General features: G+C 70.1%; 10 protein-coding genes. 2 read left to right on the plus strand and 8 right to left on the minus strand.

Annotated elements, in window-relative coordinates; translation table 11 throughout:
• Positions 1–11: 11 nt before the first annotated feature.
• On the minus strand, positions 12–617 hold the full coding sequence (locus ACZ4N5_RS14240) for a YdbC family protein (protein ID WP_356784454.1): 606 nt from the start codon (positions 615–617) through the stop codon (positions 12–14).
• A gap of 154 nt (positions 618–771) precedes the next feature.
• Between ACZ4N5_RS14240 and ACZ4N5_RS14245 the strand changes: the two genes are divergently transcribed.
• Complete coding sequence (locus ACZ4N5_RS14245) at positions 772–1,305, plus strand: TerD family protein (protein ID WP_467757371.1); 534 nt, start codon at positions 772–774, stop codon at positions 1,303–1,305.
• Between the two features lie 81 nt (positions 1,306–1,386).
• Here the strand turns inward: ACZ4N5_RS14245 and ACZ4N5_RS14250 are convergent, their stop codons facing one another.
• The 3 genes from ACZ4N5_RS14250 to nrdR all read right to left on the minus strand — a co-directional run bounded on the left by ACZ4N5_RS14250 (position 1,387) and on the right by nrdR (position 5,917).
• Positions 1,387–2,064, minus strand: coding sequence for a DUF6215 domain-containing protein (locus tag ACZ4N5_RS14250; protein ID WP_467757372.1), 678 nt, complete (start codon positions 2,062–2,064; stop codon positions 1,387–1,389).
• A 249-nt stretch (positions 2,065–2,313) separates the two neighbouring features.
• The gene (locus ACZ4N5_RS14255; RefSeq protein WP_467757373.1) at positions 2,314–5,205 is read right to left on the minus strand and encodes a vitamin B12-dependent ribonucleotide reductase; all 2,892 of its coding nucleotides are present in this window, start codon (positions 5,203–5,205) and stop codon (positions 2,314–2,316) included.
• A gap of 160 nt (positions 5,206–5,365) precedes the next feature.
• Entirely contained in the window at positions 5,366–5,917 is a 552-nt protein-coding gene (gene nrdR / locus ACZ4N5_RS14260) for a transcriptional regulator NrdR (RefSeq protein ID WP_467757374.1), read from the minus strand.
• Between the two features lie 518 nt (positions 5,918–6,435).
• On the opposite strand from nrdR, the gene lexA reads away from it, so the two are divergent.
• The gene (gene lexA / locus ACZ4N5_RS14265; protein WP_355763205.1) at positions 6,436–7,212 is read left to right on the plus strand and encodes a transcriptional repressor LexA; all 777 of its coding nucleotides are present in this window, start codon (positions 6,436–6,438) and stop codon (positions 7,210–7,212) included.
• A gap of 397 nt (positions 7,213–7,609) precedes the next feature.
• Here lexA and ACZ4N5_RS14270 read toward each other — a convergent pair whose 3' ends face one another.
• From ACZ4N5_RS14270 to ACZ4N5_RS14285, 4 genes are all read right to left on the minus strand, one after another.
• On the minus strand, positions 7,610–9,628 hold the full coding sequence (locus ACZ4N5_RS14270) for an ATP-dependent DNA helicase (protein ID WP_467757375.1): 2,019 nt from the start codon (positions 9,626–9,628) through the stop codon (positions 7,610–7,612).
• Between the two features lie 143 nt (positions 9,629–9,771).
• Positions 9,772–10,575, minus strand: coding sequence for a GNAT family N-acetyltransferase (locus ACZ4N5_RS14275; RefSeq protein ID WP_467757376.1), 804 nt, complete (start codon positions 10,573–10,575; stop codon positions 9,772–9,774).
• Positions 10,576–10,614: 39 nt separating this feature from the next.
• Positions 10,615–12,636, minus strand: a complete 2,022-nt coding sequence (locus ACZ4N5_RS14280) for an IucA/IucC family protein (protein WP_467757377.1) — start codon at positions 12,634–12,636, stop codon at positions 10,615–10,617.
• A gap of 331 nt (positions 12,637–12,967) precedes the next feature.
• A complete protein-coding gene (locus ACZ4N5_RS14285) occupies positions 12,968–14,368 on the minus strand; it encodes a diaminobutyrate--2-oxoglutarate transaminase family protein (protein ID WP_467757428.1) in 1,401 nt (466 codons plus the stop codon).
• Between the last annotated feature and the right edge of the window lie 286 nt (positions 14,369–14,654).

Consider the following 14,654-nt stretch of genomic DNA (forward strand, 5'->3'; position numbering starts at 1 on the left):
GGAGGGTGTCGTCAGACGATCCAGCCGGGTTCCAACTGCACGATGTCGCCCGCGAGGGCGGCTATGTCGGCCTCGATCTGGGCACGCAGCGCCAGCCTCTCGACCCGCTCGGCGCGGTACTTGCCGTGTTCGGCGGCCGACTGCCACATGGACAGGACCAGGAACTCACTGCCGGGCGCCTCGCCGAACATGCCCCGGATCATGCCGGGCGAACCGGCCATCGCGGGGTTCCAGACCTTCTCCTGCATGAGCGCGAAGTGCTCGGCGCGGTCCTCGTGGACACGGCAGTGCGCGACCCGGACCACGTCGGAGTCCGTGAAGCGCGGCTCGAAGCCGGTCTTCACGTCGAAGCGGTAGTCGAACAGTTTGGCCTGGGAGTCCTTGAAAGTGCCCGACTGCGCGGCGGCGAGCCGGTCATGGGACCGGGCCATGAAGGAGTCGTAGAAGGCGCGGCTCTCCCAGAAGGAGAAGATGTGCGCGACGCCGGACCGCCCCACACTCCATCCTCCGCCCTGTCCCCGGAAACCCGGCTCCCCCAGAAGCCCCGCCCACTTCCGCTGCCCGCGTTCGAAACCGCGGCGATCGACCACGGTGCAGCGAATCCACTTGACCAGCACCGCGCCATCGTACGGCCCTGGAACGTGGCGCCGGTCACGCTCCGGCCCAGTGGATCCGGGCGATCGCCCCGGCGCGCGTGGCACGATGGGCAACCGGCCCTACTCTCAGGGGAGTTGGTTCGGTGGCTGTCGGAGAACGGGGAGGGGACATCCGGTGAACGGTCTCAACAAGGGCATCCGCAAAGTCGAGTTGGCGATCAAGTGGGATCCCAGTCCCGTAGGTGAGCCCGCGACCGATCTCGACATCATCGCGGCGACGTATCTGGCGTCCGCGCCGCAGGGAAATCCGGCCTATGTGGTGTACTTCGGCAGCCGTTCGCCGGACGGCACCATCTATCTGAACCGCGACAGCAAGGACGGCAAGGGCTTCGGCTGGGACGAGGTCATGACCCTGGAGCTCGACCGCCTGGACAGCCGTTACGCGCGCGTGGTCGTCGGTGTCCTCATCCAGCAGCGCACCGAGGCGAGGACCTTCGTCGGTGTCCTCAACCCGGGCTTCCGCCTGCGTGAGGGCTACACCGTCCTGACGGAGGGCGACTTCGGCGACGTCCTGGGCGCGACGGCCGCGACCATCGGGGAGTTCGTGCGCGACCACTCCGGCGAGTGGACGTTCCATGCGGGCATCCACGGCTACGACACGGACCCGGCGACCTTCGCCAGGGTCATGGGCAGCCCGCAGGAGGCGTGAGGCACAGCGGAGCTTCTTGGTTCCCGCGCTGTGCCGGCCTTCTCTTCCGGGCGTCGTCGACTTCGGGCTCGTCGGCGGCTCTCAGCCGTTCTTCCAGCCCGGGAGGGTCGGCAGCACCATCTCGGCGACACGGAACAGCGCCGCATCATCGGGCGTGACATCGTCCTGGCGCCAGATGGTGACCTCGAACGAACCGCCGCCGTCCTTCGCGTCCCTGGCGACCAGCAGACCGCGCGCGACACCGCCGGGGCCGCTCTCGGCTTTGCCGGAGCCGAAGGTGAGGGCGATCGTCCGGTCCGAGTAGAGGACCGCGGGGTGGCCCAGGATCTGCCTCGGCTCGGCCGAAGGCAGCAGATGGAGACTCCGAGCAACGGAAATCCGGTCGTTGGAAGCCGACAGCTTCACGGAGTAGGTCTTCAGGCCGACGTTCGCTTCAGGGGTGGCGATCTTGGTGCCACCGTCGAGGGTGATCACGCTGTCGTTGCCGTCGGCCGTCTGCGCGTGCTCGTCGGGCGTCCCGAGGAGGGCCGGCAGGTCCGCGCGGTTCAGCGCCTGGCACAGCTGTGTTCCGGAGACGTGCTTCGCCGGCCGGGTGCTGTGCTCCTTGGAGCAGACGGCCGGTTCGTCGACGTTGTTCTGCGGAAAGACCTGCGACACGCCCCATATGCCCCCCGCGACGCCCGCGACCAGCACCACCGCGGCGACAGCCTGGGCCCCCGCGCCCAGGCCCTTCTTCGATCCGGCCATCTCGTCGGCCATGTCCCCCGCCCTCCCCATCGCGCTCCGTGCGCGCGGAGGGAGACTAGCCGTTGATCGTTTCGCGGGAAACCCGAATTCGGCCGATGCCCCGGCCATCGCACCGCGGCATGCCCGATGCCCGGCCCCGCTCGCGCGACGGGCCCGCCTCCGGGCGCGGGAGCTCCCGGTCGGCCAACGCCAAGGGCGGTGCAGTCGACAATCGACTGCACCGCCCTGACCAGCTACTTCACGCCCGACAGGCGCTCGGCGTCAGCTGCAACCGCTGGTCGAACCGCAACCCTCGCAGATGTAGCAGGACCCGGCCCGCTGCATCTTCGTGCCGCAGGAGAAGCACAGCGGGGCGTCGGCCTGGATGCCCAGCTGCATCTCCACCAGCTCGGCGCTGGTGTGGACCTGCCTCAGGGCGGGCTCGACGGCCTCGACCTTGGGGGCGGCGACGGCCTTCAGCTCCTGCGCGCGGGGCGCGGACTGAGCCAGACCCTCGACGTCGACCTCGTCGTCGGAGGGCTCGTAGGAACCCGTCTCCAGGTGACGCTGGCGCTCCTCGGCGGAGTGGATGCCGAGCGCGGAACGCGTCTCGAAGGGCAGGAAGTCCAGCGCCAGGCGGCGGAAGATGTAGTCGACGATCGACTGCGCCATCCGCACGTCCGGGTCGTCCGTCATGCCGGCCGGCTCGAAGCGCATGTTGGTGAACTTCGAGACGTACGTCTCCAGGGGCACGCCGTACTGCAGACCGACCGAGACGGCGATCGAGAAGGCGTCCATCATGCCCGCGAGGGTGGAGCCCTGCTTCGACATCTTCAGGAAGACCTCGCCGAGACCGTCGTCCGGGTAGGAGTTGGCGGTCATGTAGCCCTCGGCGCCGCCCACCGTGAAGGAGGTGGTGATGCCGGGACGGCCCTTGGGGAGACGCTTGCGGACCGGGCGGTACTCGACCACCTTCTCGACCGCGGTACGGATGGTCTCCTCGGCCTTCGCCGTGACCTCGGCCTTCTCCTTGTCCTTGGTCTTGGCGGAGAGGGGCTGGCCGACCTTGCAGTTGTCGCGGTAGATCGCGAGCGCCTTGACGCCCATCTTCCACGCCTCGAAGTAGACCTCTTCGACGTCCTCGACGGTCGCCGTCTCCGGCAGGTTGACCGTCTTGGAGAGCGCTCCGGAGATCCAGGGCTGGATCGCGGCCATCATGCGGACGTGGCCCATCGCGGAGATGGAGCGCTCGCCCATGGCGCAGTCGAAGACCTCGTAGTGCTCGTGCTTGAGGCCCGGGGCGTCGACGACATTGCCGTTCTCGGCGATGTGGGCGACGACGGCCTCGATCTGCTCCTCCTGGTAACCCAGGCGGCGCAGGGCCTGCGGCACGGTGCCGTTGACGATCTGCATCGAGCCGCCGCCGACCAGCTTCTTGAACTTGACCAGCGCGAGGTCGGGCTCAAGACCGGTGGTGTCGCAGGACATCGCGAGACCGATGGTGCCGGTCGGGGCGATGACGGAGGCCTGCGCGTTGCGGAAGCCGTTCTTCTCGCCGAGGCGGACGACGTCCTGCCAGGCCTCCGTGGCGGCGGCCCAGATCGGGGTGTCCAGGTCGTCCACGCGGACGGCCGCGGTGTTGGCGTCGGCGTGCTGCTGCATGACGCGCTGGTGGGGCTGCGCGTTGCGGGCGTAGCCGTCGTACGGGCCGACGACCGCGGCGAGCTCGGCGGAACGCTTGTACGACGTACCCGTCATCAGGGAGGTGATGGCGCCGGCGAGCGCGCGGCCGCCGTCGGAGTCGTACGCGTGGCCGGTCGCCATCAGGAGGGCGCCGAGGTTGGCGTAGCCGATGCCCAGCTGACGGAAGGCGCGGGTGTTCTCGCCGATCTTCTCGGTCGGGAAGTCCGCGAAGCAGATGGAGATGTCCATCGCGGTGATGACCAGCTCGACGACCTTGGCGAAGCGCTCGATCTCGAAGGACTGGCGGCCCTTGCCGTCGTCCTTGAGGAACTTCATCAGGTTCAGCGAGGCGAGGTTGCAGGACGTGTTGTCCAGGTGCATGTACTCGCTGCACGGGTTCGAGCCGTTGATACGGCCGGACTCCGGGCACGTGTGCCACTGATTGATCGTGTCGTCGTACTGGATGCCCGGGTCGGCGCAGGCCCAGGCCGCCTCGGCCATCTTGCGGAAGAGCGACTTGGCGTCGACCTCCTCGATGACCTCGCCGGTCATGCGCGAGGTGAGACCGAACGTTCCGCCCGACTCGACGGCCTTCATGAACGTGTCGTTCACGCGGACCGAGTTGTTGGCGTTCTGGTACTGGACGGACGTGATGTCGTCGCCACCCAGGTCCATGTCGAAGCCCGCGTCACGGAGGGCGCGGATCTTCTCCTCCTCCTTGACCTTGGTCTCGATGAAGTCCTCGATGTCGGGGTGGTCGACGTCGAGGATGACCATCTTGGCCGCGCGGCGGGTGGCGCCGCCCGACTTGATCGTTCCCGCGGAGGCGTCGGCACCGCGCATGAAGGAGACGGGACCCGAGGCGTTGCCGCCCGAGGAGAGGAGCTCCTTGGAGGAGCGGATGCGGGAGAGGTTCAGGCCGGCGCCGGAGCCGCCCTTGAAGATCATGCCCTCTTCCTTGTACCAGTCGAGGATCGACTCCATGGAGTCGTCGACGGCCAGGATGAAGCAGGCGGAGACCTGCTGGGGCTGGGGCGTCCCGACGTTGAACCAGACGGGGCTGTTGAAGCTGAAGATCTGGTGCAGGAGGGCGTAGGCCAGCTCGTGCTCGAAGATCTCGGCGTCGGCGGGCGAGGCGAAGTACTTGAAGTCCTCGCCGGCCTGCCGGTACGTCTTCACGATGCGGTCGATGAGCTGCTTGAGGCTCACCTCGCGCTGCGGGGTGCCCACAGCACCGCGGAAGTACTTGCTGGTGACGATGTTGACCGCGTTCACCGACCAGAAGCCGGGGAACTCGACGCCACGCTGCTCGAAGTTGACCGAGCCGTCGCGCCAGTTGGTCATGACGACGTCACGACGCTCCCACTCCACCTCGTCGTACGGGTGCACGCCCGGGGTGGTGTGAATGCGCTCGATGCGCAGTCCCTTGCTGGCCTTGGCTCCGCCCTTTGCGCGGGAACCTCGTGCCGGACCGCTCGCCGTCTCTGTCATGCCGCCTCCCAGTAACAGCTAAAACGCGCTGAAGTGCCGCGAACTTCCCGTGGCACGATCTGTGTCTGATGCTGCGGGTGCCGTGGATACGGCCTGACGCAGCAGGTCTGTGGTCGCCGCCCGTGGGCGGGGCCGGAGGCCCGAAGGGTCCGGCCCTCGTTCAGTCGGCGGCGGTGGCGGGCACGGGAACCTCCACGGTTCCTCCGCGCCCGCGATCTGTCTCCTGGCGCACCACGTCCGGGTCGTCGTCGTCCACGGCGGGGCGCTGATTCACCTGCCTGAGTTCCGCGATGGCGGCTTCGAAGTCGTCGAGCGAGTCGAAGGCCCGGTACACGGACGCGAACCTCATGTAGGCCACGAGGTCGAGTTCCTGCAAGGGTCCGAGTATGGCCAGCCCCACGTCGTGGGTGGTCAGTTCGGCGCTTCCGGTGGCTCGCACGGCCTCTTCGACCCGCTGGCCGAGCTGGGCGAGCGCGTCCTCGGTGACAGGCCGCCCCTGGCAGGCCTTGCGCACGCCGTTGATGACCTTGATCCGGCTGAAGGGCTCGGTCACACCGGAGCGCTTCACCACCATCAGCGAGCACGTCTCCACGGTCGTGAAACGACGGGAGCAGTCGGGGCACTGGCGGCGCCTGCGGATCGACGTGCCGTCGTCGGTCGTACGACTGTCGACGACGCGGCTGTCCGGGTGCCTGCAGAAGGGGCAGTGCATGGCTCCAACCCTCCTTCACAGCACGACTCAGGGACCTCGCGGGACCTCACCGGCCCCTCGAAGCAGCCTCAAGCATAGGCGATGCCCGGGGGTCCGAAGACCCGGGGGACCACAACTTCTGGGATGCCACTGCAATCCAACCACTAGATGTGGGGATTGGCTCGCGAATTCGCCCACGACGCGCGTGTCGTACACGTAAGGGCACGTGCCGCACAGGCATACCCATCCCGGACACGCGGGGATAGCGTGGTCGGCGCACGGAAGGGGGCCGGTTCCCGGCCGGTCGGCCATCGGATGGCAGACTGGGCGGCGGCCCAGGTCAGCCGGCACGGCTGCCGCCTCCGGCGCTGAAGGGTACAGCAATGAGCCCTTTTGTCCGCCAGGCGCGTCGCCAGCCATACACCCAGACACATGCTCACGTCAGGCAATTCGCGTTTTTTCACTCGAACGTGTGTTTGGCGCAACCTTTCGAAAGCAACTACCGTTGTCCAGCAGGGAGACCATCGAGAGGGGCCGACGTGACCACCACCGCAGACAGCGCCACCATCACCGCCCAGGACCGCTCCCAGGGCCGACTCGAGCCGGTGCATGTGATGAACGAAGCCGCGAATCATGAGGGGCCCAAGCGCTCCCTGCCTGGCCGACCTCCAGGCATCCGGGCCGACAGCTCGGGACTGACGGACCGGCAACGCCGGGTGATCGAGGTGATCCGGGACTCCGTGCAGCGGCGCGGCTACCCGCCGTCGATGCGGGAGATCGGGCAGGCCGTCGGCCTTTCCAGCACCTCCTCGGTCGCGCATCAGCTGATGGCACTGGAGCGCAAGGGCTTCCTGCGGCGAGACCCGCACCGCCCGCGCGCGTACGAGGTGCGGGGCTCCGACCAGTCGTCGGTGCAGCCGACGGACACCGCGGGCAAGCCGGCCGCGTCCTATGTGCCGCTCGTCGGCCGTATCGCCGCCGGTGGCCCGATCCTCGCCGAGGAATCGGTCGAGGACGTTTTCCCTCTCCCCCGCCAGTTGGTCGGCGACGGAGAGCTGTTCGTCCTGAAGGTCGTCGGTGACTCGATGATCGAGGCGGCCATCTGCGACGGGGACTGGGTGACGGTCCGCCGCCAGCCGGTCGCCGAGAACGGTGACATCGTCGCCGCGATGCTGGAAGGCGAAGCGACGGTGAAGCGCTTCAAGCGCGAGGACGGGCACGTGTGGCTGCTGCCGCACAACTCCGCGTACCAGCCGATCCCCGGCGACGAGGCGACCATCCTCGGGAAGGTCGTCGCCGTACTGCGCAGGGTGTGACACCGCGACGGGCGGTCCATCGCCCCCGCCCCTGACCGGGCCCCGGAACCAACTGCGCCGGTTCCGGGGTCCTGTGCGTTTTCTGGCCGGGGGCCTTGACCGGACTCCACTGGTCCTTCGACCGTGGGGTCCCTGGGTTCCAGACGCCTCATAGACCCGGGCCAGTGGCTCCAGCGGCTCCTGGACACATGGTCCAAGGCTCCGTGCGGCTCGTGGGCACGGGGCTGGGGCTCCGTGCGGCTCGTGGGTACGGGGCTCCACGTGGCTCGTGGGCACAGGGCTGGGGCTCCGTGCGGCTCGTGGGTACGGGGCTCCACGTGGCTCGTGGGTACGGGGCTGGGGGCTCCGTGTGGCTCGTGTACCAGGTCCAGGGGGCCATGGGCCGGGCCCTTGGGCGCTACGCGTCCTCCGGCTCGCTCGCGGGTTCGGCGGCCTCTCCTGCCGTCTCCTCGATCGCCCTCGCCTTCTCGTCGATCGCGGCGAGGGATCTGCGGACCTGGTTGGGGTCCGTGGTGTACCAGAAGTCGGGGAGCGAGGCCTTCAGATAGCTGCCGTAGCGAGCCGTGGCCAGACGCTGGTCCAGTACCGCGACCACACCCCGGTCCCCCGAAGCCCGTACGAGGCGGCCGGCGCCCTGCGCCATGAGAAGCGCGGCGTGGGTGGCGGCGACGGCCATGAAGCCATTGCCGCCGTTGTCCTCGACCGCCTTCTGGCGGGCGCTCATGAGCGGGTCGTCGGGGCGGGGGAAGGGGATCTTGTCCATGACGACCAGCTGACAGCTGGGGCCCGGCACGTCCACGCCCTGCCACAGCGAGAGCGTGCCGAAGAGGCAGGTCTTCGGGTCGGCCGCGAAGTTCTTGATCAGCTCACCGAGTGTCTCCTCGCCCTGGAGCAGGATCGGGTACTCGGGGATGCGGGTCCGCAGCTCCTCCGCCGCAAGCTGGGCCGCGCGCATCGAGGAGAACAGGCCGAGCGTACGACCGCCGGCGGCCTGGATCAGCTCGGTGAGCTCGTCGAGCATGTCACCGCGGTCGGCGTCCCGCGCGGGGCGCGACAGGTGTTTGGCGACGTAGAGAATGCCCTGCCTGGGGTAGTCGAAGGGAGAGCCGACGTCGACGCCCTTCCACTGGGGAAGGTCCTCGCCCTCCGTACCCTCCGGGGCGAGCCCCATCGACGCTCCCACGCCGTTGAAATCGCCGCCGAGCTTGAGGGTCGCGGACGTCAGGACGACGGAGCGGTCGGCGAAGAGCTTCTCCCTGAGGAGCCCGGACACGTTCATCGGAGCCACCCGGAGCGAGGCTCCGAAGCGGTCGTGACGCTCGTACCAGACGACATCCCATTCCGAGCCGTTGGCGATGCGCTCCGCCACGGTGTGCACGGCTTCGACGGACGCCAGGGCCTGCTTCCGTACGGCGTCCTCGTCCTGGACGGACTTGTCGCGGGTGGTCCCGATGGCGGAGATCACCGTGCGGGCGGCGTCGCGCAGCGCCATCAGCGCGTACCCGAGGTCCTCCGGGATCTCCTCCAGGCGCCCCGGCAGAGCCAGCTCCATCAGGCGCTCGAAACCCTCGGCGGCGCTCTGGAGCTGGTCGGCGGCCTTCTCGTTGACGAGCTTCGCGGCGCGGCGCACCGCTCGGTTGACCTGTCCGGGCGTGAGCTCGCCCGTAGCGACGCCGGTGACCCTGGAGACCAGCTCATGGGCCTCGTCGACGATCAGCACCTCGTGCTGCGGGAGGACCGGCGCGCCCTCGATGGCGTCGATCGCGAGCAGCGCGTGATTGGTGACGACTACCTCCGCGAGCTTGGCCCGCTCGCGGGCCATCTCGGCGAAGCACTCCGCTCCGTAGGCACATTTGGTGGCGCCGAGACACTCCCGGGACGACACCGAAATCTGACCCCAGGCCCGGTCGGAGACACCGGGTGTGAGGTCGTCGCGGTCACCGGTCTCGGTCTCGTCCGACCAGTCGCGCAGCCGCAGCAGGTCCTGGCCCAGCTTGCTGGTCGGCGCGGCAGCCTCGAACTGGTCGAAGAGGCCCTCTTCCTCGTCCTGCGGCACACCCTCGTGCAGACGGTGCAGGCACAGGTAGTTCGACCGGCCCTTGAGCATCGCGAATTCGGGGCGGCGGCGCAGCAGCGGGTGCAGCGCGTCGACGGTGCGCGGCAGGTCCCGCTCCACGAGCTGGCGCTGGAGCGCCAGGGTGGCGGTCGCCACGACCACTCGCTCCCCGTGCGCGAGCGCGGGCACCAGGTAACCGAGTGACTTTCCGGTACCGGTGCCCGCCTGGACCAGCAGGTGGGAGCTGTCGTCGATGGCACCGGCGACGGCTTCGGCCATCGTCACCTGGCCGGGGCGCTCCGTACCGCCGACGGCAGTGACGGCAGCATGCAGGAGTTCGGGGAGTGAGGGCTTTGTCATAGCGCTGCCAGCCTACGGGGCGCCACTGACAACCGAGCGATCAAGGGCGTCTCTCGGGCGGCCGGGGTGGCGGATGGATTCGACACGGACACTCCTCGACGGGGAACCGGACCAGGGCGAGCGGTGAACCAGGAGTGACGGCTCTACAACAGGTCGCGCAGAGCCCGGTCTCGGATCATGAGGGCTGCCCGCTTGTCGGGCAGATCGGCCTCGGCGGAGAACCGGAAGCCGGCACTCAGAAATGCCGATACGGAGGGAGTGTTGCGAAGATCGGGTTCCGCGACGACACGAGCGCACGAGGGGCGCTTGTCCAGGACGTGGTCGGCGACGGCTCTGAGCAGGGTGGAGCCGAGCCCTCGCCCACGGTCGGCGACACCGCCGATGAGGAGGTGGATTCCCGTGTCGTGGGGTCGGGCGGGGTAGTGGCGCGCCAGAGCGTCGAGATCCGCGCGGTAGAACTCCCAGTAGCTCATCGGGGTGCCGTCGAGCGCCCCGACGCACGGAACACTGCGTCCGTCGCCGTCGAGCTGCCGGCGCAGATGGTCCTCGACCACGGACTCGGGTCCCGCGAGTTCCCAGAACGCCGCGACGGCTGGGTCGTTCATCCAGCGGTGGATGAGCGGGAGATCGCGCTCGGCACGCACGGGGACGAGGTGGAGGACGCCCGCGGGCGTCCTGACCGGTCCCCAGCCGCCGACACGGTCGAGCAGATCGTCCCCGTCCGGAGTCCCGGCCGGGGTCCCGTCCGGAGTCCCGTCCCGGGTTCCGGTGCCCTCGGCGAACAGGGCGATCAGTTCGTCGGGGAGGCGCAGGTCGAGCGTGTCCTCGCAGTCCGTACCGGCACCGGGGTCGGAGCCGGTGCCCGCGCGGGATCCGGGGCCGGATCCGGGGCCGAGTCGGGTGGCGCGGGCAGTGCCGGCGTCGGTGCTCGCATCGGTGGGAGGCACGACGACGCTCCTCTCAGGAGACGGGGTGGGTCATGTTCCTCAGAAATGGAGGGGGTTGGAGATGGTGACGTAGACGGACTGGGAGTCGACGGGACCGACGAGTTCGTCGAGGCCGTGCAGCCGGGTCAGCAGGTTGGCCTTGCAGCGCAGGACGGGTGAGTCGAGCAGGAGGGCGGGCAGGGGTGTCCGCAGTCGGGCGGGGCCGGTGGCGACGCCGGTGAGGAAGCGCCGGAACGCGGCGAGCAACAGCCTCTCGTCGGCGAGCCGTTGGGAGCCGAACGCTCCGACGAGACCGAGCACATTGTTGATGGCGAGGTAGTAGGCGAAGCGTTCGTCGGTGACCTCGTCGGAGACGAAGGTGTCGCTGTGCGCCCCGATGCCGGGCAGCCGGGCGTCGAGTTCCGCGCGCCGCGACTCGCGGAAGTAGTAGCCCTGGTTGTCGCGGTAGCGGCCGCCCGTGGGCCAGCCTTCCGCGTCCAGCAGGAGCAGGGTGTTCTGCTGGTGCGCCTCCAGAGCGATGCCCGCCTCGCTGTCCAGCCAGAGAACGGGGCGTACGACCTGTTCGAGATAGCGCAGGAACCACTCGGTGGCGACGGCGCCGCGCGGGCGGCCGGTGCGGCCGGCGAGCCCGGTGACGATCTCGGTGAGCCGGGACCGCATGAAGGGGCCGCGCTCTGCCGGGTTGTGCGTGCCGAGCCGGGCGTACGGCCGGGGTGAGACCAGTCCCGCGACGCAGCCGACGTCGTCGGTCGGCCCGAACGGGTTGTGGCGGATCATCACGTCGAGCCCGGGAAGGGGGTTGCCGTCCTGGCCGTCGACGGCGAGCCAGGACGGGTCTCGGACGATGTCGAAGCCGGGGTGGACGGCCTGCCACTGCTCGAACAGGCCGCCGCGCAACAGACGGTGGACCTCCACGCCACGGTGGAGCTCCTTGCGGAGGTTCTCCCGGCGGGAGTTGGTGATGCGCAGGCCGAGTGAGAGTTTCAGCATCGCGGAGGCGCCGGAGCGGTAAACGGTTCGGACGGAGGAGGTGGGGTGCCATGGGGTGCCCTGCGGTCCGAGGTCCTGGAGCAGCCCGGCGTCCAGCAGGGCCGCGGTCTCCTTGCGGTGCTGGATCTCGCGCATCTGCCAGGGATGCAGCGGCAGTGCGGCGGCGTACCCGTCGGGGAGCGCCAGGCCGGGCCCGGCCAGCCGCATGGTCAGCTGCTCCGCCGGTACGGGGCGGCCGCGCTCCGTCCATGCCGAGTCGGACGCCAGCACCGAAGGCGCGACCGCCATCCAGTGCAGGGGGAAGGAGCCGCGCAACTCCGGTGAGTAGAGCCCGCCTTCGGCATCGGAGAGGCCGTCGCGTCCCTTCGGTGTCGGGTGCAGGGGGTGGCCGAGGAGGAGTGCCTGCTCCGCGGCGAGGAAGAGGTCGGGGGTGTCTGCGGGGTGCTCCCTGCGGTCCCTGATGAACACCGCGGTGCGCCGAACCGAGTCGGCGACCCGGCCGACGAGGTCGGCGCCTTCACCGGCCGGGCTGTCCGAGTGCCGGGGATCGGGGTCGCTCGCTACGGCCCTCGCCCTCTCGTCGGTGGGTGCCGGGCGGGTCGTGTCCGCGGCCGGTGTCCTGGCAGCCGTCTGCCGTGCGAAGAGGGCCGCCACCGTCACCGCGTCGACGGCCGGTGCCTGGTGGGGAGCGTCGGCGAGGAGGGGAAGGCCGAAGCGGTGCCAGCCGGAGGGGGACCAGTGGTGGACGGGAACGAGGAGGGTCGCACCGCTGGCCGGAAGGGCGAGGCGAAGGGTGCCGTCCTCGGGGGCGGGCAGGTTGTTCTCCCGTACCCAGCAACGCAGCAGGTTCTCGACCGCCGCCGCCTGCGCCGCGGTCCGGGTGTCGGGGTGATCCAGTAGGTCGAGCAGGTCGAGCAGGTCGACGGTGGCCCCGCGAGGTGGTTCGGGCGCCCCGGCCGCCTCCTTCTGCCGGGGAACGGACTCCGATCCGGACGGGTGCGGGACCGGTGTGCCGAAGGCCGTTCGCTCGTACGGGGAGGGAGGGCTGTCGGGTGCGGGGGTGGCGTTCACGAGGATTCCTTGCGGGTCGTTCGGGCTCGTGCGGCGACGAAACCGGGGCGGCACCGGGGTGCGTCGGGTTCTTGGCGTTCCTGGTCGGTTGCTGGGGAGGGATCGGCGGTGGGGAGGAAGGCCGAGATGTCGCCGGTGTGGACTGCGGAGGTGACACGGGCCGCGACGGCGGAGGCAGCACGAGGGGACACCGGCGGAAACCGTGGAGCGGCAGTCGGCCGGGGAGGTCCATCGGCGAGGAGCGCTCGCCCAGGCCGTGGCCTCCGCCGGCCGAGGTTCTCCGGCGAGTCCCGCCCGACGGCGTACGCCCCGTGCCGAGGCGGTCAGGCCGTCACCGCGGACCGTCGGCACCCCGCGCCCCGTCCCTCCCGAGTCGGTGGTCCCCCCGGGCCACCGCGCTCACCGCGTCCGCGAGCCGGTCGAGCACGGCGGACGTCTGTTCGTCGCTGATCGTCAGGGGAGGAAGGAGCCGTACGACGCTCGAACGACGGCCCCCCAGTTCCACGATCAGGCCTCGGCTCAGGCACTCCCGCTGGACGGCGGCGGCGAGTTCGGGGGCGGCGGGGCGGGGGCCGTCGGGGGTGAGGTGCGGCGGCCCTTCGGGGTCGACGAGTTCGAGGCCGATCATCAGGCCGCGGCCGCGTACGTCGCCGATGCAGGGGAACTCCGCCGCGAGACCGCCGAGTTGGGTCAGCATGCGGGCCCCGACGGTGGCCGCGCGTTCGGCGAGGCCGTGCTCGCGGACGTACGCGAGGGTGGCCGTGCCGGCTGCCATGGCCAGTTGGTTGCCGCGGAACGTGCCGGCGTGGGCACCGGGCTGCCAGACGTCGAGGTCGTCGCGGTAGACGACGACGGCCAGCGGCAGGCTGCCGCCGATGGCCTTGGACAGGACCATCACGTCCGGGGTGATCCCGCTGTGTTCCACCGCCCAGAAGGCGCCCGTCCGGCCCACACCTGTCTGGACCTCGTCCACGATCAGCGGGACGGACCGGGCCGCCGTGATCTCGCGCATCCGGCGTGTCCAGGCGTCCGGCGCGGGAATGACGCCGCCCTCGCCCTGGACGGGTTCAAAGATCATCCCGGCGGGGAGCGGCACGCCCGACTTGGTGTCGTCGAGGAGGGACTCAGTCCAGCGCGCGGCGAGTTCGGCGCCGCCGTCGCCTCCGATGCCGAACGGGCAGCGGTAGTCCTGTGGATAGGGCAGGCGCGCGACGCGGACATCGTTCGCGCCGCCGGAGGCTTCGAGCGCGCCGGCGGTCATCCCGTGGTAGGCGCCGGTGAACGCGAGCATGCCGGTGCGGCCGGTGGCCGCGCGCACCAGTTTGAACGCGGCCTCCACCGCGTCCGTCCCCGCCGGTCCGCAGAACTGGACCCGCGCGCGCTCGGCGAATCGCGGGGGAAGCGTGCGGAACAGTTCGGTGGTGAAGGCGTCCTTGACCGGTGTCGCGAGGTCCAGGACGTGCAGGGGCGCCCCCGAGTCGAGGACCTTTCTGATCGCCTCCAGGACGACAGGGTGGTTGTGCCCGAGGGCCAGGGTCCCGGCTCCGGAGAGGCAGTCGAGGTAGCGGCGGCCGTCGGCGCCCTCGATCGTCAGCCCGCGGGCTCGAACGGGAACGATCGGAAGGGCGCGCGCGTAGGTTCGTGCCGCCGATTCGCGCGCCGACTGGCGCCGCAGAATCCCCTCGTGCGCCGCGCGCGCCCGCTCGGTCGCTCCGGCGCCACGATCCCGCACCCCCTTGGATTCCCCTGGCGCCCCCTCCGGCGCCACCACTGACTCGGTCACGGCCACGGCTTCAGGTCCTCCCGCTGTCCAGAGGCGAGTTGGCTGGGGGGTCCGAAGGCAGGCGGCAGGCCCCCCGTACGTATCAACGACGCCGCTCGCGTTGGGAAGCGGGTGAATTCGAGGTTCCTTGCAGGTTCGTTGCCGGTTTCCTGCCGGGCCGGAACCAGGGGCCTGCCGCCGGGCCGGGGCCGCACCGCCCCGGCGGCGGCCCCCGGATCGGGACGGCGGCATGCCC

This window comes from Streptomyces sp. NPDC026500 (assembly GCF_055567635.1).

Bases quoted from the DNA above. Each gene is read 5' to 3' on its own strand.
- ACZ4N5_RS14250 (WP_467757372.1), bottom strand. From the start codon at position 2,064: ATGGCCGACGAGATGGCCGGATCGAAGAAGGGCCTGGGCGCGGGGGCC.
- ACZ4N5_RS14255 (WP_467757373.1), bottom strand. From the start codon at position 5,205: ATGACAGAGACGGCGAGCGGTCCGGCACGAGGTTCCCGCGCAAAGGGC.
- nrdR (WP_467757374.1), bottom strand. From the start codon at position 5,917: ATGCACTGCCCCTTCTGCAGGCACCCGGACAGCCGCGTCGTCGACAGT.
- ACZ4N5_RS14270 (WP_467757375.1), bottom strand. From the start codon at position 9,628: ATGACAAAGCCCTCACTCCCCGAACTCCTGCATGCTGCCGTCACTGCC.